Annotated in this window: 15 protein-coding genes, 1 tRNA gene and 1 pseudogene; 7 read left to right on the forward strand and 10 right to left on the reverse strand. The window is 46.4% G+C overall.

What is annotated here, in order from left to right; translation table 11 throughout:
* Positions 1-645: 645 nt before the first annotated feature.
* The 5 genes from B5D42_RS10685 to dnaK form a co-directional block, all read right to left on the reverse strand.
* The gene (locus B5D42_RS10685; protein WP_078831494.1) at positions 646-2,097 is read right to left on the reverse strand and encodes an MFS transporter; all 1,452 of its coding nucleotides are present in this window, start codon (positions 2,095-2,097) and stop codon (positions 646-648) included.
* Positions 2,098-2,224: 127 nt separating this feature from the next.
* Complete coding sequence (locus tag B5D42_RS10690; RefSeq protein ID WP_078831495.1) at positions 2,225-3,358, reverse strand: BT3233 family polysaccharide utilization protein; 1,134 nt, start codon at positions 3,356-3,358, stop codon at positions 2,225-2,227.
* Between the two features lie 24 nt (positions 3,359-3,382).
* Positions 3,383-4,798, reverse strand: coding sequence for a GDSL-type esterase/lipase family protein (locus B5D42_RS10695; protein WP_078831496.1), 1,416 nt, complete (start codon positions 4,796-4,798; stop codon positions 3,383-3,385).
* 82 nt (positions 4,799-4,880) lie between these two features.
* On the reverse strand, positions 4,881-5,738 hold the full coding sequence (locus tag B5D42_RS10700; protein ID WP_078831497.1) for an NAD(P)-dependent oxidoreductase: 858 nt from the start codon (positions 5,736-5,738) through the stop codon (positions 4,881-4,883).
* Between the two features lie 214 nt (positions 5,739-5,952).
* Entirely contained in the window at positions 5,953-7,854 is a 1,902-nt protein-coding gene (dnaK, locus tag B5D42_RS10705; RefSeq protein WP_078831498.1) for a molecular chaperone DnaK, read from the reverse strand.
* A gap of 252 nt (positions 7,855-8,106) precedes the next feature.
* Between dnaK and B5D42_RS10710 the strand changes: the two genes are divergently transcribed.
* Both B5D42_RS10710 and B5D42_RS10715 read left to right on the forward strand, forming a co-directional pair.
* Entirely contained in the window at positions 8,107-10,656 is a 2,550-nt protein-coding gene (locus B5D42_RS10710; protein WP_176112975.1) for a DUF5686 and carboxypeptidase-like regulatory domain-containing protein, read from the forward strand.
* A 110-nt stretch (positions 10,657-10,766) separates the two neighbouring features.
* Positions 10,767-12,338 carry a right-handed parallel beta-helix repeat-containing protein gene (locus B5D42_RS10715; protein ID WP_078831500.1) on the forward strand — a complete coding sequence of 524 codons (1,572 nt, stop codon included), beginning with the start codon at positions 10,767-10,769 and terminating at the stop codon, positions 12,336-12,338.
* Positions 12,339-12,494: 156 nt separating this feature from the next.
* On the opposite strand, the gene B5D42_RS10720 is transcribed toward B5D42_RS10715, so the two are convergent.
* Positions 12,495-12,992 carry a GtrA family protein gene (locus tag B5D42_RS10720; protein ID WP_078831501.1) on the reverse strand — a complete coding sequence of 166 codons (498 nt, stop codon included), beginning with the start codon at positions 12,990-12,992 and terminating at the stop codon, positions 12,495-12,497.
* Between the two features lie 60 nt (positions 12,993-13,052).
* On the opposite strand from B5D42_RS10720, the gene argS reads away from it, so the two are divergent.
* The 5 genes and pseudogenes from argS (at position 13,053) to B5D42_RS10740 (ending at position 18,066) form a co-directional block, all read left to right on the forward strand.
* Entirely contained in the window at positions 13,053-14,954 is a 1,902-nt protein-coding gene (gene argS, locus B5D42_RS10725; RefSeq protein ID WP_078831502.1) for an arginine--tRNA ligase, read from the forward strand.
* Positions 14,955-15,049: 95 nt separating this feature from the next.
* Positions 15,050-15,135, forward strand: a tRNA-Leu gene (locus tag B5D42_RS10730).
* A gap of 584 nt (positions 15,136-15,719) precedes the next feature.
* The gene (locus tag B5D42_RS10735; RefSeq protein ID WP_078831503.1) at positions 15,720-16,082 is read left to right on the forward strand and encodes a nuclear transport factor 2 family protein; all 363 of its coding nucleotides are present in this window, start codon (positions 15,720-15,722) and stop codon (positions 16,080-16,082) included.
* A gap of 520 nt (positions 16,083-16,602) precedes the next feature.
* Positions 16,603-17,013 (forward strand): annotated as a pseudogene (locus B5D42_RS18225) (eCIS core domain-containing protein); the annotation flags it as partial.
* Between the two features lie 33 nt (positions 17,014-17,046).
* Positions 17,047-18,066, forward strand: coding sequence for a protein kinase family protein (locus B5D42_RS10740; protein WP_245825655.1), 1,020 nt, complete (start codon positions 17,047-17,049; stop codon positions 18,064-18,066).
* Positions 18,067-18,192: 126 nt separating this feature from the next.
* On the opposite strand, the gene B5D42_RS10745 is transcribed toward B5D42_RS10740, so the two are convergent.
* The 4 genes from B5D42_RS10745 to B5D42_RS10760 all read right to left on the reverse strand — a co-directional run bounded on the left by B5D42_RS10745 (position 18,193) and on the right by B5D42_RS10760 (position 22,363).
* On the reverse strand, positions 18,193-19,512 hold the full coding sequence (locus B5D42_RS10745) for a PQQ-dependent sugar dehydrogenase (protein WP_078831505.1): 1,320 nt from the start codon (positions 19,510-19,512) through the stop codon (positions 18,193-18,195).
* Positions 19,513-19,692: 180 nt separating this feature from the next.
* A complete protein-coding gene (locus B5D42_RS10750; RefSeq protein ID WP_078831506.1) occupies positions 19,693-20,127 on the reverse strand; it encodes a DinB family protein in 435 nt (144 codons plus the stop codon).
* A 126-nt stretch (positions 20,128-20,253) separates the two neighbouring features.
* Complete coding sequence (locus B5D42_RS10755) at positions 20,254-21,396, reverse strand: glycosyltransferase family 2 protein (RefSeq protein WP_078831507.1); 1,143 nt, start codon at positions 21,394-21,396, stop codon at positions 20,254-20,256.
* A gap of 88 nt (positions 21,397-21,484) precedes the next feature.
* A complete protein-coding gene (locus B5D42_RS10760; RefSeq protein WP_176112976.1) occupies positions 21,485-22,363 on the reverse strand; it encodes a DUF2569 domain-containing protein in 879 nt (292 codons plus the stop codon).
* Positions 22,364-22,611: the final 248 nt, after the last annotated feature.

Consider the following 22,611-nt stretch of genomic DNA (forward strand, 5'->3'; position numbering starts at 1 on the left):
GCTGATGTCTCCCGAAGGGGACTCAGCGCAGCACGCAGCCACCATTTCTAAAGTTGCTTATAGATTCCAACCTCCACGCGGGTGCAGCCATCTGTATCGCTCAGGCCGCTGGGCCTCGTCTTTGCGCCAGCGCTGCTTTGGCCTCTATCGAAATGAGCTTCGCTCGGTACCGATTCCAAAGAGGCATCTCTGCAAAGACTGGTTTGGATCTTTTGGTGAATGATTAATCGTGCTGATCTTACGCTGCCTCCGCTGACGTCTCCCGAAGGGGACTCAGCGCAGCACGCAGCCACCATTTCTAAAGTTGCTTATAAATTCCAACCTCCACGCGGGTGCCGGCATCTGTATCGCTCAGGCCGCTGGGCCTCGTCTTTGCGCCAGCGCTGCTTTGGCCTCTATCGAAATGAGCTTCGCATCATTTCGATTACCTACGCTTGCGCTCGGTACCGAACCCAAAGAGACGCCTCTGCAAAGACTGGTATGGTCTTTTGATTGTCAGTTGATCGTAACGATTTTACTTTCTCCGCGCGAACCCATCTTGTTTCTGCGAAGGCATCTGGTATTACTAAGATCATTTAATGTATACTTCAATAAAAACGGGCGCCGATATGAATCAGCGCCCGTTTTATCTTATGAGGAATATGCCTAGTGGCCACCTCCTGATGCTTTTACATCATAATCGATGCCTTGTTTTTTCAGGCTCTTCTTTGCATAAACTGCGTAGAACGCGAGGTAAGCAAAACACAGCACACCTACGATATAGCTGTACTGGATGCCCAGGATATTATCTTCCGCCACAGCACCCTGCAACCAGCTGATCAGGCCGCCGCCCATGATCATCATGATCAGAAGACTGCTTCCCTGGTTGGTATGTTTGCCAAGACCAGCAACAGCAAGCGTAAAGATACAAGGCCATAAAGTACTGCAGAACAGACCCACGCTGATAAACGCGAATACACTGGTAGCACCTGTTGTAAGCATGCCGATCACGAGAGCAGCAATACCCATTGCCGAGAAAATCAACAGCATTCTTGCCGGATTCCCTTTACTGAGCAGGTCGCCGATGATCATTGCGATAATTACAAATCCATATACAAAGAAAGAAGTAATATCATGCTGTGCGATGGTATTTACGATCAGGAAAACCGCAAAAGCGATATAAGGCATGATGAAGCTGAGGACTTTCTGCTTGCTCTTGCTAACGCCGAATGCACCTACAGAAGCAGTCCAGCGACCGATCATCAGGCTCGCCCAGTATAAAGAAATATAAGGAGCGATCTTATCGGTGGAAATATCCATATGCTGTTTCATGTATTCCGGCAGGTTGCTCGCGGTAGCTACTTCAACACCCACATATACAAATATGCCGATCATTCCCATCCACAGTTGCGGATACTGGATGGCAGATTTTTTATGCGCTACCTTAAGCTGGCTTTCTGCTTCTTCAGCTGCCACCTGTTCCAGGTCTATCTTATCAGGGATGGATGAAAATTTAAAGAACGCTGCTACCAGCAGGAACGCAGCTCCCAGTATAAGATAGGGTGTTTTTACACTCTCGATACTTGCTTCTGAAGAAGAACTGGTTACACTACCGAAGATCGCAAAGCTCACCAGCAATGGTCCGATGGTTGTTCCGAAATTATTGACCCCGCCGGCCATGCTCAGTCTCTGCGAACCGGTTTTCGGATCGCCGATCACTACGGCAAGCGGGTTGGCCGCGATCTGCTGCAACGAGAACCCGAGACCTACCACAAAAAGCCCGCTGATCATTAAAGGGAATGAAGCGGTATTGGCAGCAGGATAGAATAATAAAGTACCAATTGCCGAGATCACAAGCCCCAGTGCAATTCCGTTCTTATACCCGATCCTGTTGAGCAGATCGGTACCGGTTAGTTTGGAAATACCTACATAAATAAGTGATCCCACAGTGTATGCCACATAAAAAGCAACCGACACCAGCTGGCTCTGTGCCTGGGAAAGATCAAATGCTTTTTTAAATACGGGAATGAGGATATCATTACTTGCTGCAACGAACCCCCAGAAGAAGAACACGGTGATCAATGTGCCAAACTGGCCCCATTTTGTTTGTTGACTCATACGGTTGACTGTTAGAAGTTTTTTATTGGGAGGAAAAAATAGTCATTTTATTTCAACTATTCACAAACTGTTTCCGGTTTTATTCAACGAAACAGTTATCTGCCCACAAAACTTTCAACCGTTAGTTTTACCTGATCTCCACACGCAGTGGCTGCTTCAGCTGACCGGCGTATTGGCGGAGATACGCAAACCAGTCGTTATCGCTCCTGATCAGTCCTGCCCTGTTCCATGCCGCACCTGTATAATAAATAAAAGGCTCACCGCTTGCCTGTTTCGCAGTTAATGTAAGCAGATGCGGTTTCAGCAGGTTCATACTTTTCACCTGCGAAGTAAATATTGTTCCGATACCGGTTACGCCATTCAACGGGCTCTCTGGCTCCCAGTAACCCATAATTCCCTTATCCTCCTGCAACAGGGAAGCACCGCCGGGGCCGCGTTTTACAATGCCTACTGCCAATGGCAAAGAATCTTTCCCCTCAAATCTGAAAAACGCTTCTACCCTGCTCAGCTGTGAACCTGCATCGATCCGGATGATCTTGGTAACTGTAACCATTGTACCCGCTACATTACGGGCAGGATAAGTTAACCTGAAACTGCTGCGCAGCGGACCGTTGTCGAGCAGTTCCCAGTTACTGTAATTATGTGTGAAATAAATGGAATCGTTCACATAAGGTGCTATATCGCCGGCACCAAGCGTAAAACCTACGCTGTAATAATCCATTCCTTCTCCGTGGTCTTTGTGGTAATCGCCGCTTTTATACCATTTATCGATGATCAGTTCACTGGTACGTTTAGACCATACATCCATTCCATAGGCGTTATCTTTACGTCCTTCAAGTGCTTTACCGTATACCCTGAACGCTACCTTATCGTTTTCCCAGGCAAAATCATCATACCGTTCAGGCACATAACGTGCAAAACTGCGTGGTTTAACAGGCGCTGGCTTACCGGCTTTGACGTAGATGCGCAGGCTTGCATTTGCAGCCAGCGTTACCGGAATAAGAATACTCCGTGGTTCGGTCTGCCCGTTGTATTCGAGCTGATAAGGAATTTCCTTCCCGCTTTCCGTTACCAGTCTGAAAGATTGCTTGGCTATTGCAGGATAAGCTGCAATAAAAGTTGAATAAGGCAATTCGGCCAGCTCTTCCAGTCTTTTATCTGCAGTACTGTTCGTAATACGGATGGATGTTTGCGCGGAAACCATCAAGGACGGCAACAATAAAAACAGGAAAGCGAGCCGGCAGTTTTTTGTTCTTTTCATATCAGTTCTGTTTGTGACGATGTCTTAATGCCTGTTATGGTTCAGTATAAAATTTACAATTGGTTCTGGGTTGGGGAGGCTGTGCGGATGATGTTTGAAACCCGGTTTATGCAATACAGTAACATCTGCACCGGCTGCTTTCATTTTTTCCGCAAAAGGTAAAGTATTTTCCTCCGGGGCAACAGCCTCATCTGCATCCGCGCAAAGGATCAGGATCGGGAATTTCCCTTTTACCAGCTGCCGGATCTTATCGATCGGACTTCCATGAAAATGATCAACCTCCTCTTCTGTCTGCAGGTTATAATCTGTCCTGAATAAAGCATATTCTTTAGGCCAGGCTTTGAACTTACCCTTACCTGCCGGCCATGATTTCAGATCCAGTACGGGATTATCGATATATACAGCTGCAACCTTACCCGGATTTTCGGCTGCCCAGTTGAGTGCATAGACGGCACCTCGGCTCATGCCTTCCATTACTGCTTTTTTTGCCAGTCCGGCTTTTTGTAACAAAGCATAAAAGCGGTTCCAGTAACCGATCGCTTCGCTATTACCGAAGAGTTCGATCACATCGCAGTAGACCACATGATAACCGCGTTCGAGCAGTGCTATGTCGGTTTGCGGTTCATGTCCCCAGAACCGCGCCCGCCAGATCCAGGGTTTTCCCGGGGCAGCCTGCTTCGGTTTAACCACTTTACAATTGCGGCCATCTATGGTAAATTCGGCGCAGTCATACCCGTAAAAGGAACTGATCTTTTTACCGGTATCTATTTTTCTGAACAGATCAAAACCCGGCGCTGTTTTCTGCACAATCACATCATACAATCTTTCCGCCATGATGTGTGATCCTTCTGTCCCGGGATGAATGCCGTCTGCAAACAATTCAGGCCTGTTCACCAGCAGCTGGTGCATATCGATCACTTCTGTTCTTTCTTTCCAGGCGGCCTGCTGCAAACGGGGTATTATTGCTTTTACAATAACAGGATCCCAGATCCCGGAAGTGTCTGTTCTGAAAGAAACAACCGGCAATAACAGGATGATGCGGGGATGTGATGGAAGCGCTGCAAAACGACTGATCATTTCCCGCGAATCTGATTCCAGTTCTGAGAGAAAAGGTCTGTTGACAGCTTTACTATCGTTACCGCCCAGGTCGATAAGTACAATATCCGGTTCGCTTTTCAGTGCCGATTCAAAAGCGGTGGTAAGCTGGTAAGGTTTGTCACCTTTCTTAAGCATCGTTGTTCCGCTTACTCCATAATTTGAGATGATGTATTGGTGCCCCAGCTTTTGCTGAAGCTGCGCGGGGAAAGCATCACTGGAAGGATCAGCAGTTCTTGCGCCGGCGGTAATACTTGCACCTATACAGGTAATCCTAAGCTTTTCAGCCGCCCGGCTCACAGGCAAATAAATGAGGATCGATAAAAAGAAACAAAGCAAGCGCATGAGCCAATTTACCGGAAAATAATGTCAGGCATGCCGCTTTGCATATTCAACTTAATGATTGGCTTAAAGAGTTGCCACTTGCTTAATTCAGGCCCAGCTCTTTTGCGATGGCTATAATATCTGATTCTCCTGCCGCGGATTCAGCTCCCGAAAAGGTTTTCAGTGCTGTTTCTGCCAAAGGGGTTTGCAGACCGGCATTCCGGGCAAGCTGCAGATCCTTTACAATATGCTTGAGAGCAAATGCGGGCTGGTAATTTTTAGCTGCAATGGCATCGCCTTTGATCTTCAGGAAAATGCTGCCCATTGCGCTGTTATTGATGAGGGTAAAAAGATCGGCAAGTGCAATGCCATGCTTCTGTGCGAACACAGCTGCTTCCGCCAGCCCCTGTGCCTGCAATGCAAGCAATGTATTCATGGCCAGCTTGGTGGTATTGCCAGATCCCACTTCACCCATATACATGACCAGCTTTCCCATTTTCTCCAGCACCAGTTTTGCCTGCAGGAATGCTGTTTCTTCACCGCCTGCCATAATCACCAGCTGGCTTTCTTCGGCCTGCTTCACACTGCCCGATACCGGCGCATCTATATAACAGTTTTGCTGCGCATCACACAAGGCCGACATTTCCCTGCTCACATCCGGCGATACCGTACTCATATTAATGATGATCTTGCCCGTAACAGCCGCGGCCAGTAAGCCATCATCTGCAGTAAAAATATTTCTTGTTGCTGCATCATCTGAAACCATCAGTATGATTACATCTGCCCGTTGCATAAGCTGCATTGGTGATGCTGCCGACGCTGCACCCGCATTGATCAGTTCCTGTTCTTTTTCCTTATTGCGGTTATATACGGTAACAGGACAGCCTGCTTTTATGAGCCGCTGCGACATTGGTGTTCCCATCCGGCCCAATCCAACCCATCCGATTCTTGTGTTTTGCATGTGATGACAGTTTAGGCCTATCCGGCATTCCGTCGGGTAGAACAGGTAAGGTACAAAGTTCGTCAGTAAAAAAAAGCATTCTCAGAATAAATGTTAGAACAATGACTTTTCGGTAGAAATCAGCGGCAGTTTAACGCGCCCCGCGTCAGGAAAAGGCAAAAAAAAGCTCCCATTATGCAATGGGAGCCTGAAAATTATCAAAAAACGACAGCTTTTATTTCACTTCTTCGAACTGTGCATCTTCCACAGTATCGCTTCCTGCCTGTCCGCCTCCAGGGTTGGCCTGACCACCTTCGGCTTGTCCGCCGGCCGCCGCCTGTGCTTTGTAGATGTCTTCGCTGGCGGCTGTCCATGCGGTATTCATTTCAGCCATAGCAGCATCTACTGCAGCAATATCCTGGTTCTTATGCGCTTCTTTCAGTTTTTCCAGAGCCGCTTCGATCGGTGCTTTTTTATCAGCAGGGATCTTATCGCCGAACTCTTTGAACTGCTTCTCGGTCTGGAAGATCAGGCTGTCGGCCTGGTTGAGTTTCTCGATCTTTTCACGGGCTTCCTTGTCTGATGATTCATTTGCTTTCGCTTCTGCTTTCATCTTCTCGATCTCTTCCTTGCTCAGACCGCTGCCGGCTTCAATACGGATCTTCTGTTCTTTACCTGTGCCTTTGTCTTTCGCGCTTACATGCAGCAGACCATTGGCATCGATATCGAATGTTACTTCGATCTGCGGAACACCTCTTGGTGCCGGCGGAATGCCATCCAGGTTGAAAATACCGAGGCTCTTGTTCTGGTTTGCCAGCGGACGCTCGCCCTGGAGTACATGGATCTGTACACCCGGCTGGTTATCGCTCGCGGTAGAATATATTTCTGTTTTCTTGGTCGGGATAGTGGTGTTCGCAGGGATCATCACGGTCATCACGCTGCCCATGGTCTCGATACCCAGGCTCAGCGGGGTTACATCGAGCAGGAGTACGTCTTTTACTTCACCGGTCAGTACCGCACCCTGGATAGCTGCACCAAGTGCTACTACTTCATCCGGGTTTACGCCCCTGTTGGGTTTTTTACCAAAGAATTTCTCTACGATCTCCTGTACTTTAGGGATACGTGTAGAACCACCTACCAGGATCACTTCGTCGATCTGTGACTTATCATAACCTGCGTCTTTCAGTGCAGCTTCACATGGTTTCAGGCACCTGGCAAACAGGTCGTCTGCGAGTTGCTCAAAACGTGCACGGCTCAGCTTCAGCACCAGGTGCTTGGGAACGCCGTCCACAGCTGTGATATAAGGCAGGTTGATCTCTGTTTCTGAAGAAGAGCTCAGCTCGATCTTTGCTTTTTCTGATGCTTCTTTCAGCCTTTGCAGCGCCATCGGATCTTTGCGCAGGTCTATCGCTTCCTGGTTTTTGAATTCTTCAGCCAGCCAGTCCATGATCACCTTATCGAAGTCATCACCACCCAGGTGTGTATCACCATTGGTTGATTTTACTTCAAAAACGCCATCACCCAGTTCCAGGATAGAGATATCGAAAGTACCACCACCAAGGTCGAATACTGCGATCTTCTGGTCTGCATGTTTTTTATCGAGGCCGTAAGCGAGTGCTGCTGCTGTAGGTTCGTTCACGATACGTCTTACATTCAGCCCTGCAATTTCACCGGCTTCTTTGGTTGCCTGGCGCTGGGCGTCGTTAAAGTATGCGGGAACAGTGATCACTGCTTCGGTCACTTCCTGGCCGAGGTAGTCTTCTGCCGTTTTTTTCATTTTCTGCAGGATCATGGCAGAGATCTCCTGCGGCGTGTACAAACGATCGTCTATTGCAACGCGAACGGTATTATTGTCGCCTTTTGCTACTTTATAACTCCAGTGACTGATTTCTTCAGTCACTTCGTCGTACCTGCGGCCCATAAAGCGCTTTACGCTCATGATGGTGTTCTGCGGGTTGGTAATGGCCTGACGTTTGGCGGGGTCTCCCACTTTACGTTCGCCATTTTTCAGGAAGGCCACCACTGAAGGCGTAGTCCGGCGCCCTTCGTCATTGGCGATAACTACCGGCTCGTTTCCTTCCATAACGGCCACGCAACTGTTTGTTGTACCAAGGTCAATTCCTATTATTTTGCCCATATCTGATTGAATTTCGATGAATAATCAGATTTCTATAGTCAATCATTATGCCACCTGTCAGTGAAATGAAAATTTGTCAGCTATCTGTGGAAATTAGTTTTGGCAGAATTTCAGTTTATTCCAGATTATTTACCTAATTTGTCTTATCTCCTGCAAACAGTTCCAGAGTGAGGTTTGAGGTGCATGCCATAAAAGAGAGAGTTCCGATACCTGGTTAGCCAATATTATTTAACCCCCTGAGCGTATTTGTTTGTGAAGAAAACTGACCGTAACCCCTTTGTAGTACCTTACCTGTGTCTTTTACTATTGCTCCCTTTACTGGCCGGAGCCCAGCAACGCGGCAATATTCATGGCAGGGTCATCAACAATTTTACCAAAGAACCCGTTCCCTTTGCCAGTATTTTCTGGAAAAAAGCCGGTTCGGGCGGCGTAACCGACAGTGCAGGTAATTTCTCGCTGAAGCTGAGCCATCACCCGGAAGATACCCTTGTGGTAAGCTATGTAGGTTTTACCGAACTGCAGCGTCCTTTCCGGAATACCTATAAAGACACCGCTGCCATTACCCTCGTACTGCAGCAGGTGAACCTTGGGCATTCGGTGGAGGTTAAATCGAAATTCAACAAAGGATTGCGCTGGTGGAAAGCAATTGTGGCAAATAAAGCCCGCAATAACCCATACAGGCATGACAATTATGCATACGAACTATATAATAAGCTGGAGCTTGACATCAACAACGTGAACCAGCAGTACTTCGACAAAAAACTGCTGAAGCCCTTTGCATTCATACTCGACAATATTGACAGCGTTTCCGAAAAAAAGCCCTTCCTGCCCGTTTACATGACGGAAGCCCTCTCCGATTACTATTACAGCACCAACCCCTATAAAGCCCGTGAAGAGATCAAAGCTGCCAAAACGGATGGCCTGAAAAATGAAAGCCTCCTTCAGTTCCTCGGCGGTATCAACCAGAAAACAAATGTGTACGAGGATTATACCAACGCTTTCGGCAAAGAATTTATCAGTCCGCTGAGCAGTGTCGGCGACAGGTATTATAATTATAAGGGAGCCGATACGCAATACATCGGCGGCCAGCGTTACCTGCACTTATTCTTCACCCCGAAAAGAGAAGGCGAGAACACTTTCAGTGGCGACTGCTGGATCCATGGCGGCAACTGGGGCATTTATCGTATCAACCTGAACATTTCGGCTACGGCCAACATCAATTTCGTGAACAGGCTGAGCGTGGTACAGGAATTTACACTTACGCCGGATAGTGTCTGGATGTTCGCAAAGGATAAATTGGTGGTTGATATTTCTCCGTTGGGCAAGGAAAAAGTGTCGTTTATTGGTCGTAAAACAAGTACATACCGCAACGTACGGATCAATGACCCGGCCATTACACAGAAACTCGCGCTCAACTCGCAGAAAGAGGAAGTGCTGGTGCTGGAAGATGCAAGACAAAAAGGCAGTGATTACTGGAATGAGCAACGCCATGAGAAACTCAGCGTAAACGAAATGAAAGTGTACAAAATGATGGACACGATCAAAACCATCCCTGCCTTCATCAAATATACCAATGCCATTACTTTTATACTGGACGGACATAAAAAATTCGGACCGATAGAGATCGGCCCCTGGTACAAATGGGTCAGCGCCAACCAGCTGGAACGCTTCAGGCTCCGCTTCGACCTGGGTACCACAGCCGAATTCAGCAAGTACCTGCGCCTGCATGGTTATCTTGCTTATGGCTTCAAGGATGCGAGACTCAAGGGGCGCTTCGATGTAACGTATAAGCTGCCGAAACAGCAGGGACTAACCCTTTATGGTTCTTATACTAACGATCTCGACAATGGACGCACACGTTATAACGATGAAGACATTACTACTGACAACATGTTCAGCCAGCTGATCCGCCGGCCCAACACCCGCCAGAAATTCCTCGGAGTGGAAGAAGTAAAATTCTCTGTTAACAAGGAATGGAAGAATAAACTTTCGGTGCAGCCGTTTTTCAGCCGTACGAATTATGAAACGCATACACCCTTACCCGAAAAGAAGTTGTTGCTAAGCCACCCGATGCAGGAAAACATTGTAAGTTCCGAACTGGGAGTTCGCCTCCGTTATGCGCCGGGAGAACGTACCATCAGCAGGCACCGGAAAGAGATGAAACTGAAAAGCCACCAGCCTGTATTTGAAGCAAGGCTGGCAATGGGAGTGCGGAACCTGTTTGCTTCCAATTATGAATATAAAAGGGTGTCAGCCAATATTACCCAGAGCACACGTATTCCGGGCTGGGGTAAGATCAACTATATGTTATATGGCGGCAAGGTATTTACCAATGAGCCATTGCCGTTTATGTTACTGGAAACGCATCCGGGTAATGAGATCTATTATTACAACAGGCAGGCATTTAACCTGATGAACCGTTTTGAATATGTGAGCGACCGTTACGTGGGGATTAATTTCGAACATAATATTGAAAAAAAGTTACTGAACCTCCTGCCATTTATGCGTAAATCGAACATGCGCCAGTTCTGGAATGTGAAAACGGTATGGGGCAATCTTTCCGATGCCAACCGCCGCCTGAATATCACAGATTATTATTACGAATACCGTATGCGTTCGCTGCGCGGCGGGTTCTATACCGAAGCAGGTACAGGCCTGGAAAACATTTTCAAGGTATTGCGGATCGATTTGGTATGGCGGTTTGCACCGCTCCGGAATATACCACCGGGCTTTCCGCCATCTATATTTAAATCCAACACTAATGATTTTGGTATATTCGGCAGTGTGAAGCTGCAGTTTTAAGCGGAAAAGGTTTCACCGGTCAACTATTGAGACATTATCTATTTATTATACTGTTTTTTATTTCCGGCGCAGGGCTTCATGCGGCGCCTGAAATAAGATTAAGAGCAGGCATGGTGATCACGGAATCGGTGGTGATCGCCCGCGACGTTTACAGAATAAAAGAAACCGGTGCGCAAAGCGTCATCCTCATCCGCGGTAATAATATTACCGTCGATTTCAATGAAGCTGTACTTACAGGATCAACTGACGATGGGATGGCACCCCAGCAATACGAAGGAATAGCCATCCGGATCGCAGCGGGTTCTGCTAATATTACCATACGCAATGCAACAGTTACAGGCTACCGGACTGCGTTGATGGCAGAAAATGCAAACCAGGTTTCCGTTATCAATTGCAGGTTGGGATACAACAGGCGTCCGTTGGCAGGTCAGACAGACGTTCCGCCACCCTATGCCGAAATGATAAAAACAAATCCTGTTGTGCTTTTTTCAGGCTGTTCAGAGATCCGTTTTACGGGAAACCGGTTGACCAACGGACAGGATGGACTGATCTTATATAAGAGCAACAATGGCATTATCAGGGATAATACGATTGCATTTAACAATGGAACAGGTATACGGCTGGTGAACAGTTCCGGGAACCGCGTGAGTTATAACCGTGCCGACAGGAATATTGCACTGCCAGGCACAGGTGAAGGAACAGGAATTCTGCTTGAGGGCGAATCCGGTAATAATGTTATTGCATACAACTCAGCCACTTTCTGCAATAACGGGATCGCAATCAGACCAGGAGAACCGTGGCCGGAGCATTTCAGCAGCGATAACTTCCTGTACGGGAATGATGTATCCGGGGCAACCGCAAATGGTTTCAGTATCATTCAGGCAAAGAATGCGGTGATCATGAAAAACAGGATCAGCCATGCTGAAAACGGCATTTTGCTCCGGCATTGCCAGTTCAATGACATAACAGACAATGATCTTGCAGCCAACAAAACCGGCATCCTTACCGAAAACTGCAGGAACATCAATATAGCACTCAACCGTTTCGATGGCGACAGCATTGGTATCAATATCCGCTCTTCAATTGCAGAGCCGGACAGCACCAGGAGCATGAATTTCTGGGTTGCAGCAAATCGTTTCATCAATAATTATATGGTTTTCCATGTGCAGGAATCGGACTCCATTGCATTAAGCGGCAACCGGAAAGACAATTATGAAATTGCTTACGATACTACCGGCCGTGTAACCGATCTCGATATTGAAAGAGACGACGACCTCCTTGAACTCGATTACCAGAAGGATGCCAGGCTGAAACAGATTCCTGATACCATATTAACAATGCCTGCTGCAAAAGCTTCGGAACCGCTGGTTTTTACACAATGGGGTCCCTACGATCACAGTTATCCATACATCAGGCAATTACCTGCAGACAGTTCAGGTAATCTCCGTCTGGAGTTATGTAGTCCGCCCGGCAAATGGCAGGTACGGAAAACCGAAGGTTATGAGCAGATGAATCGTGCTGATTCAATAAGCAGTATCCTGCTATTTAAAATCATTGCGGATAAACAGGCCGGTGAAATATGCCTGCTTTACGAAGGCGGTGCGTATACGGATGTATATGGCAGACCACAATCCGGTACGGGGCAGACGTTTTGTATCACGCTAACTTTTGGAAAGTTTTAGAACTTTCCAAAAGTTCAGTTCTGAACGATCTTAAATATAAAGTGCTTCTGCGAAACATAACTGAACGCCGGAGGTATATAGCAGACCACAATCCGGCATGGGGCAGGCTTTCTGTGTTAAGCCAACTTTTGGAAAGTTTTAGAACTTTCCAAAAGTTCAGTTCTGAACGATCTTGAATGTAAAATGCTTCTGCGAAACATAACTGAACGCTACCACAAAAACGGTTGTCAGCAATTTGGAAGGTGTTGGATACCAGCCCAGCACATCCACAAACAGCTTCAGGAAAGCATAATTGAGGAAGAGGCAACCAAGTACTACCATAAAATATTTACCGAGCTGCTCTCTTTTGGCTACGGAAGTAGCCTGGAAAACGACATAGCGGCTGAGGTAAAAACCGATGGGAAAAGTAATAGTAAACCCGATCAGGAAAGCGGCAATATGTGGCCCGATGGTCAGGAAACCCACGTGAACCGGCTGCTTATCAAGAATATAATTATAGGAAATAAAGAATAAAATAATATCGAGGCTGGTGTTGAAGCTTCCGCAGGCTGCATAACGAAAGGTCTGCAAAGGCATGAACCTTTTCACGAGCGGGTAGAACAGATCTACCCCCCGGAGGATCAGTTTACGGGTATGTTCGTGTAACTTTCGCATTAACGCCGGCGAAGGTAGGGCTTAATTGACTACTTTTGCAACCCCAAATTGTTAAGAATCATGAGTGTTGTTTTACAGATAAAAGCGGCTACAGCAAAAGCCATTGAACAGCTTTACGGCGTTAACTTGGCACCTGAAACGGTATTGGTGAACGCTACCAAAACAGAATTTGAAGGCGATTACACCATTGTACTCTTCGCTTTTGTAAAACAACTGAAAAAATCGCCGGATGCGCTGGGCGAAGAACTCGGCAGTTTCCTGGTAAAGGAACAGCCCCATCTTTTTTCAGGTTACAACGTGATCAAAGGCTTCCTGAACCTGGTATTATCAGACGATTTCTGTTCCGCTTTTGTAAGCGGCCAGTACCAGAATCCCAAATTCGGTTTCGCGGAAGAAGGACAGGAAAAGGTCATGGTGGAATACTCCTCTCCCAATACCAATAAACCGCTGCACCTCGGACACCTGCGGAATAATTTCCTGGGCTGGAGCATTGCAGAGATCCTGAAACATACCGGGCATGAGATCGTAAAAACCTGTATCGTGAACGATCGCGGCATTCATATCTGTAAAAGCATGATCGCCTGGCAGCGTTATGCCAATGGCGCCACACCTGAATCGACAGGGATCAAAGGCGACCATTTTGTCGGCGACTATTATGTCAAATTCGAGAATGAACTTAAAGCCCAGGCCGAGCCGATCATAGATGCAGCAGTTGCAGGCGATTTTTCTTCCTTCGAAGCGAAAGATCTTCCCAAGCTGACCGCACTGCAGAAGGTATATACCACTGAAAAAGACGGACCTAAAAAAGAAGCGGCCATTAAAGCTTATGAAGAGATCCGTGAACTGGCCAGGAATGCCACCCCTGTTATGAAAGAAGCGCAGCACATGTTGCTGCAATGGGAAAAAGGAGACGAAACCGTGATCAGTCTCTGGCAGCGCATGAACAGCTGGGTATATGCGGGATTTGACGAAACCTATCAAAAGATCGGCAGCGATTTCGACAAGGTATATTATGAAAGCAATACCTATCTGCTGGGTAAAGACCTGGTAGAAGAAGGACTGGCCAAACATGTATTCTTTCAGAAAGAAGACGGCAGTGTATGGATCGACCTGACTGCCGACGGGCTCGACGAAAAGATCGTACGCCGCAAGGATGGCACTTCTGTATATATTACCCAGGATATCGGCCTTGCCGAACAAAAACAGAAAGAGTTCAACGCCGCCCAAAGCATTTACGTAGTGGGTGACGAGCAGAACTATCACTTCAAAGTACTGAAGCTGATCTGCCAGAAATTAGGGCTTCCTTCAGCAGATGGTATTTTTCACCTGAGCTACGGCATGGTGGAATTACCTTCCGGTAAAATGAAAAGCAGGGAAGGCACGGTTGTAGATGCAGACGACCTGGTAGCAGACATGATCGCTATTGCAAGGCAGAAAACTGAAGAGCTGGGTAAAGTAAAAGATTTCACGGAAACCGAATTACAGGAGCTTTACGAGATCATCGGTATCGGGGCACTGAAATTTTTCCTGCTTCGAGTGGATCCTAAAAAGAAAATGATCTTCAACCCGGAGGAAAGCATCGAATTCAATGGTTTTACCGGGCCGTTCATACAATATACCCACGCCAGGATCAAAAGCATCCTGCGCAAACAGGAGCAGATCACGGATCTGGCAGGAACGGCCAATCTCCCGCTGCTGCCGCTGGAACGTACACTGGCTATTGAGCTGGAACAGTTCCCGGCAATACTGGAAGAAGCAGCACGTGAGCACGACCCGTCAAAAGTGGCTATTTACGTATTCAACGTGTCCAAGACCTTCAGTTCATTTTATGCAGAACATTCTATTGCCAATGCAGAAAGCGAAGCCAAAAAGCAATTCAGGTTACAATTAGCGGCTCTCACGGCCCAGGTGATCAAAACAGCTATGCACGTATTGGGGATCCGTGTTCCGGAAAGGATGTAAGCTGCTTCATACCAGCATTAAAAAAAATATTCCTGCAAGCGCAAAAAGGAATTTTTTGATTCATATTTTCTATTACTTTTGCAGTCCTCAGAAATGCGGAGGTGGCGAAATTGGTAGACGCACTACTTTGAGGTGGTAGCGCCTTTTACCGGGCGTGGGAGTTCGAATCTCCTCTTCCGCACTAAGCCTGTAAATCATTGATTTACGGGCTTTTTTGTGTCCATTTACCCAACTTCACCACTTGTTTCCGCCACTCCTGCCCCCACATCCCGACACAGACTTCAGGAGCAAGTCAAAAAATGAATATTCAAATCATTCCAGGAAAAAACAAGAAACGTACATAGATCTGCACACTGCCGCATGTGGCCGAACTGATGCAGGCAGGATACGACTACTTCTTCCCTCCTGAACTCGGAACCTGAAATCGAAATACCTGATCAAGATCGGTCAACAAAAAGGCAGGAAAAGTGCTCACTGGCCTTTGATGAATCCCGGACCATCTATTTCAACAATATGGATGCGCTGTAGCTACCGCCCGGAACAACAAAGCGGCTCCACCCTCGCCATGGGTCTTCAAAGAGCGATGCTTTTCACATAAACGTAAATGGCTTGAATAAGGTAATGATTTGAAGCCAGGATCAATCGTTACAGAACGCGCAGTAACATAGTCCGGACATCTGCAAAACCCTGTTAAAACAATTATTTATAATAAGAAACTTTGCTTTTACCTCAATCCAAATGCAACCATTCAATCGTAAGTTGTATATGGACAAAAGGATTCACGCGTTTATGAATGACATGCACACGCTCAATGCTGTAACAGTAAGCAACTGGTTCACAGACGATGCAACATTATGGATTCCCCCTTCGCAGATCATTTCCGGCAAAAGCCGTATACAGGCACTTTTCAGATGTATGTTTAAACGTTATGAAGCCCTGCGCTGGACTGTACTTGAGATCATGCCATTGAGCGATACTCGTTGTATTTTTGTTTCACAGTCGTTTGGTACCATCAAAGGAAAGAATGCTTACGCGAATCATGTAATGACTGATGTAACTTTTACCACCGGAGGGCTGATAACGAACCTTTCAGATTTTTTCAAGGATACTTCTGTTTTTTCAGAATGAATATTCAGGATATTGTTAAACCGGCGATGAAAGGAGCAATTCAAATACCCTCATTCATTAACCAGGCTGCAAAAGAGATAAACAGCGTTATAATATTTTATCTGCAAAGCCTTCAGGTAGATTTTTTATAAAATATATAATAAAAAGTCTTAAAATCCTTCTGATTTTCAAGTTGAATTGATAAATTTAGTCTCCCCTTGCACAATCATAGCATAATCCTTATCAGGTCTTACTATTAAAATAACACCCCGCATGGTGAGGAAGAAAAGGACAGCTACTTAGCAGAACTCTATAAAGCATACGACTACGCTACAATTGAGTTCGATAAAAGTTTGATGTTGTTGCATCAGGAATACTGGCGATCAGCTGAACTAACTGTCAATTCTCGTAAAGCATCATCATCGTTTTCCAATAAGATACCAAATTGAGTTACCAACCTACTGATATCAGGCAATCAGCACCAGTTATTCGAGATACGGCTGATCATACTTCGGGAAAGGCTTCTGTTTCCCTTCCCGCCATGCCAGTACTGCAGGAAAAAAGATCGGATGAACTTGAAGCGAACACTGATCTGGCACAAAGCGACAAAGCCGCACAGGTTAACAGCGGCAACGATCGGCCTGCAGCATCTTCTGGAACCAGGCCAATTACTCAACGCTTCAAGCATTCAGCTTCTCCTTCTTCAAATTCTACAGATTCACAATCCCAATTTAAACCATCGGTAAAGCCCCCGAACCAAACTGGTCTGCCAGATCAATTGAAAGACGGAATCGAAGAACAATCGGGATTTGCGATGGACGATGTCAGGGTATATTTCAATTCAGATAAACCCGCACAACTGAAGGCGCATGCCTATGCTCAGGGAACCGATATTCATGTTGCGCCCGGCCAGGAAAAACACCTGCCTCACGAAGCATGGCATGTGGTACAGCAGAAACAGGGACGGGTCAAACCAACCATCCAGATGAAAGAACAGGTAAACATCAACGATGATGACGGCCTGGAAAAAGAAGCGGATGTAATGGGCGCAAAAGCAATGCAGTTAAAACGATTTGCGATTGAAGGCTGGAACTTCAATAAGCAACATCAAGAATCAATTAGTCAGGTAGTGCAGGGAAATCAACTGAGTACCGGTAGCACACGGAGTAATACGAAGGTTTTTCAGTTGACAAGACTGACATCAGTTACAGAAGATGAGTATGACACAGCATTGGGCAACCTGTTGGAATTGGGTGGCAGGATCGGGAAAGCAAGTGCGGCTGGCGTCGTACATAAGGGTACCCTCAACGATGAAACTTTTGAAAGATACCAGAATGATGAGGAAGGCGATATTCCAATAGACAAAAATGTAGCTGTCAAAATAGTCAGTTCTGCAATCGTAATGAAAGGTAATGTTCCCCTGGAAGTTTATGCAAGAGACGAGATCGAGAAAAAGAACAAGGATGCCTCTGAAGAGTATAGAAACTCTATAACGCCGGATACATATGAAGCAATAACGGTTACAGATCCAGACAATGAGGATGAGGTAAAAAAATATGTGATTATAATGAGGTATGAGAAACTGGGAGCAATGAGTGAGGAGCAGGTAGACAGGATCGGAAAATACAATGCAGCCTTTGATGCAAAAATGAAGAAATATGCAAAGGAAATAAAAGCAGCTTTGGATATTGTAAAATCAGCAGGCTACCATCCGGGTGACATGAAATCCGATAATATACTGATCACCAATATTGATGGTGATGAATCGCCACGCGCAATACTCTCTGACTTTGGAAGTTACAGGAAGGCTGAGTATAACACTATCGCAGAAGATCTTGCATTTGTGATGAACAGTATATTTTCCAGTAAGGTTGACTTACCTAAAAAAAGCAAAACGGAAGTAGCTACGTGGATGAACGATGACAAAAAATGGAAACCCGACCCAGCCCCTGTTGCTGCAACGTCTGCGTCTTCGGCTACAACAACCACAGAGACTGCCGAATAGCACTGAAAGTTGAACGCTATTATAACTCTTTAATTCCCGCGGATCAGCCCTGCGTACAAGTTTTTATAAACAGGCTAACAAAAACAAAGAATCAGTTTATGCTGAAGGGAAAAGCCAGCTTATAATTTATCTCCCTACGATCCGCCACAATGTATTCCCTGCATCATCTGCCAGCAGCATTGATCCGTCTTTCAGCACCGCGAGACTCACCGGTCGGCCATATACTTCCTGTTTGCCGGCATTCGCAATAAAGCCGGTAAGGAAATCTTCGGGCTTGCCCGCAGGCTTACCGTTTGAAAAAGGAATGAAAACAACCTTATAACCCGATAGCTCTGAGCGGTTCCAGGAACCATGCTGACCAATGAACATACCGCCGCGGTAACGTGCCGGAAAAGTGTTACCAGTGTAGAATGCCAGGCCCAGTGAAGCTGTATGGGATCCCAGCGGAATATCGGGCACGATGGCTTTGCCGACCATGTCGGGCCTTGGATCTTTTTCCATGCGAGGATCCGGATGCTGCCCGAAATAAGAATAAGGCCAGCCGTAAAAGCCTCCTTCTTTCACGCCGGTCGCATAATCAGGTACGAGTTCGTCACCCAGCTCATCGCGCTCATTGACAGCGGTCCACAGTACGCCGGTACCGGGCGCCCAGTCCATGCCAACAGGATTGCGAAGTCCGGAGGCGTAGATCTTTTCACCGCTGCCATCAGGATTGATCTCGATAATGTTGGCGCGTCTTGTCTCATTTGCCATACCATGTTCAGCGATGTTACTGCCCGATCCCACCGAAATATAGATCCTGGTTTTGCTCTTGTTGGCGAGCAGGTTACGGGTCCAATGGTTATTGTAACCACCCGCCGGCAGATCCAGTATCTTTTCGCCTTTGGAAGTAAGTACAGTATCGCCAGGTTTATAGGGATAGCGCCACAGCGCATCCGTATTGGCAACATAAAAATAATTATTGAGGATAAGCATGCCGAAAGGCTGGTTCAACCCTGCCAGGAAAATGCTTTGCCGATCCGGAATACCGTCTTTGTTCTCATCGCGGAACAGGATAATACTGTTCGCGCTGGTTCCCATTCGTTGCGATTTAGTCGCACCGATGATCGTTGCACCTACCTTTTTGATGCCTTTTACCTCGGTGTTCGCCTGCGCCACGAACACATCTCCGTTATCTGCCACGTAGATGTTTCTCGGATTAACGAGGCCGGTCGCATAAGCCTCCACTTTAAATCCTGTGGGTGCTACAGGTGTTTTACCTCCAGGCCAGCCAATTACCTTACTGTAGTTACGAACCGATTTGGTAGCAAAAGGCTGTGGGAGTGTATCCACAACTTCATTGGATACGGCTGTAACCTGGCTGTCGCCGGCAGGTGGATGTTGACTGTTATTATTACAACTGAGGATCAGAATTATCAAACCAAGCCGGGCTGGGTGCAGGTTCATAAAAAACGTTTGCTCCTGCACTGCAAAAACCGTAGCACTGCGACCCAAAATAAATGAGGCAATCTTTACCCACTACGGCGTAGTTATACGCTTTTACAGGTGTTGTCATTTCTGCTTCACCCGCCCCTCTGTACAAATTCAAAGCAGATCGATCTCCCTGCTCCTGGAGCTCTGTGCCTGTCAGCTTTTATTCCTGATCAGCTTCTTTAAGATCATGATCTCGCCAAGGTGGTAATGAATATGCTCCACTGTTCCCTGCAGGTTTTTATAGGTAGTAGTAAACCCTGCTATGATCGGCATTTCGAGTTTTGTATCATCTGTATTTTTAATCGCCAGTGCCAGTTCGGCGGCAGAAGCCAGCATATTTTTAATGAGGGCTTTCCAATCCGCATCACTTTGAACCGGCGGAACATCAAAACCATTCGCAGCAGGGATTTCGGGCTGAACACCTTCTATTCTTTGTATCATTACCCTGTTCCAGAATAGCAGGTGACGGACGATCGAGGCGATCGAATTAGGTGTAGCCACGGTAACCACGGCAGCTTCGTTATAGGATACATCTGCCAGTACGCCGGCCACATTTACTTCTGTCCAAGTTCCCGCCTGTATAAACATCCAGCAGGTGTTGTGCAATATGATGGGTTATTTTCATAATATAAATATACTAAGCCTGACCGGGCAAATCAATGAACAGTATCCGGATACTTCAATACACCTTAATACAGAATTACCTTCCCCATTTTATTTTTCTTCGCGCAATTCCTCCAGCGAATAAAAATGATCGCGCCAGTAAATTCCATTTTGCTTAAGGGTAAGTATGGTCGCTTTTGCAACCACATACATCATTAATGCCCCGGCCAGCGGGAACGTAAGTCCATACCACCACTTCATTTTATGATCCCGGATCCGGCTGAATACAAGCTGAATGACAAGGATCAGTAAAGCCATCAGTATCATAAGATTATTTCCCGACAACAAACCCAATGGCACAGGCAATACAAACACAAAAAAAGTACCGGATATAGCTAAAATAGATTGTGACAACCTGTAACCCAGCGCAGGATACATATTTTTCATAAGCCCCTGCACAAACTGCCGGATACTGGTATACCATTCCAGCTGCACCTGGCCGTTACCATACAACACATCCTGCCTCAATCCGTTCTCCTTGATCATTTTAGCCAGTTGCAGGTCATCATCCGGCTTTAACCTGATCCGTTCATGCGTACCGATCTTTTCATAGGCAGTCCGCCGCAACAGGTTGAATGCGCCTACACCTACCGAAGCAGATGACCGGGGTGATCTTGCTTTCCAGGGGCGAAGTTTCAATTCGAGCATTGTACGGAAAGTGACCATTGCACTGTTGAGTGCTGAGGACCTTGAGTTTATTTCCGGCAATATGGTCAGATGATCCAGGTTGCGGGAAGTTGCATAATGCATGGCTTTGTTCAGCGCATCCGGATGGAAATGTACATCGGCATCTGTAAAAAGAATCCACTCTTCATCTGTGTGAAGTGCGCCCTGGTAAAGCGCGTGGGTTTTACCGAGCCATTTCGGCGGCAATGCTGTGATGGTTACGATATTGATCTGCGGAAAAATTCCGGCCATCTGCTGAAGTATGACCGGCGTGTTATCGGTTGATCTGTCGTTGACAACAATGATCCTCAGTGGTTCATAACGAAGCCGGCAAACACTCTCCAGTGCCTCGCGCAGATCTGCCTCCTCATTCCTGACTGCAATGATCAGTGCAACGGGATGTTCTTTGTTAAGCAATACGGGCTGATCTTTCAACAATGCGATCCGTCTGTTATTAATGACCAAGTAAATGGCTGCAAGAAACCAGGCAACGAGGCTTAATAGTATGTAGATAAACATAACAGACATAACATATCTCAGAATGACCACAAACTACGGGCCACTGTAAATGTAAGCGCTTTGGACTTTCCGCCGGCGATTGCCGCAAAACAGGTTATTACTCAGTTTTATCCGGATCCTGAAGCGTCACATCTTCACTTTCGACTTCGCTTTCACCCTCATTGTCCGCCTCTTTATGAGGTATATAAGGATACGTAAAAGTCTGCTTCACACGTTCGGATCTTTTCAGATAAGTAATCCAGATAAGTCCGTAGAAGAAAGATTGGTATAATGCTTTAAAATTAGTTGTTTGAACACCATCCGGTAAAGAAGACGTCCCTGCGTAGCAAAACGAGAGTAGCAGAACAATGGAAAATTTTGCGACCGCATATATGATAAACATCCTGGGAAAAATATCCCGGCGTTTCATAAACCAGTAACATAAAGCGCAGGTCATACCAATTATGATCAGCATTCCAGCCTCTTCCATTAATAAAATCCCTTGCAGTCTTCCACCACCTATGCTGCCCAGATATTCCCATCCGGAAAGGCTGAAGTAATTATCACTGAACAAACTATATAAATTGACAATGGGCTGAAGCAAAATGGTAATACCTAATACGATTACCCATCCCCCAAGTTTAATGCCCGGCTGGAACCACCTGGTCTCATCAGAACTGGCATTGTATTTCCTGAAAAGCAGGAACAATCCTATCGCGATTACTAAACCCAGTATAACAGCGATCCAGTTAACAGAACCCTCTCCTGACGTGAGGCTTGTACCGCTTTCTGGCAAAGTGTATTCCAGGAGGCTGATAATTTTAGTATAATCCTCTTTATACCTTGTCATGGCAGTTTCATCGATACAATCTTTTATTGTTTTAAACGTATAATCCAAGAGGATTACACTATCCCGCTCGATCACTTTAAATGTAAACCGGTAAGATTCGTTGCTGATCTCATAGGAATCATTGGGGAATGTCCATTTCCCGGGCATATGTAATTCTATTACCTGGTGAATAGACTGCGGATAACTAAGCGCCAGAGGGCCGTTCTTATAGGATGTTGCGGGGTTGGGCAGCTGATCGTAAATGGCGTGTGCATAAGTGCCCATATAAGATTTCTTTCCACTGGCATCCGATTGCCACACCTGCGGAATGATATATCGTTCGGAGACCTGTATTTTATTATCCTGCTCATCATCATTTACACGTATTTCTTCATCTACCTGTATGCTGTACAGGT

The sequence above is a fragment of the Sediminibacterium ginsengisoli genome, assembly GCF_900167075.1.
GTDB lineage: Bacteria > Bacteroidota > Bacteroidia > Chitinophagales > Chitinophagaceae > Sediminibacterium > Sediminibacterium ginsengisoli.